Origin of the sequence: Streptomyces hazeniae (genome assembly GCF_031845485.1) — a bacterium.
GTDB classification, from domain to species: Bacteria; Actinomycetota; Actinomycetes; order Streptomycetales; family Streptomycetaceae; genus Streptomyces; species Streptomyces hazeniae.
In genome coordinates this window covers 1-481 of sequence record NZ_JAVREQ010000120.1, presented here as the reverse complement: position 1 = coordinate 481, position 481 = coordinate 1, and the positions used below count along the sequence as shown (strand labels likewise).

The following is a 481-nucleotide window of genomic DNA, read 5'->3' as shown; positions in this document are numbered from 1 at the left end:
ACGTCCGGGTCCTCGGCGTCGTTGGTGGCGAGCATCACATGCGCCTCGCGGGCCGCCCGGACCGCCTCCGGCCAGCCGTGGTGCTCCAGATAGGCGGAGACAGGGGCGTCCGCGCCGACCTGGTGCATGATCCGCAGGACGCGCAGCGCGGCGGTGTCGACGGCGGCGGCCTCGGCGGAGTCCCTGAATATGGTGCCGACGTACTTCTCGGCGGACCAGTTGTCGAGCCAGGTGTCCTCGACCAGGCGGTACACGGCGTCGGTGACGTCCCCGTACCCCTCCCGGCCGGCGAGCCAGTACTCGTGGTGGAAGACGGGGTCGGAGAGCATGTGCAGCGCCGAGCGCACGTTGGTGCGCCAGCGCCACCACGGCATGTCAGTGAGCGGCATGACGCCCATGGTGGAGGAGCGACGGCCGTGACGGGAAGACTTCTCCGAACCTTGCTGCACGGTCGTCGATCGTACGTTCCCCTCCTGCGGGC

The 481-nt window shown here is 70.1% G+C and carries 1 protein-coding gene; it reads right to left on the bottom strand.

The genetic code is table 11. The features are described 5' to 3' along the window. Positions 1-398 (bottom strand): SCO4402 family protein (locus tag RM572_RS28895; protein WP_311676320.1); only part of this gene is annotated, 398 nt, incomplete at its 3' end. Positions 399-481: the final 83 nt, after the last annotated feature.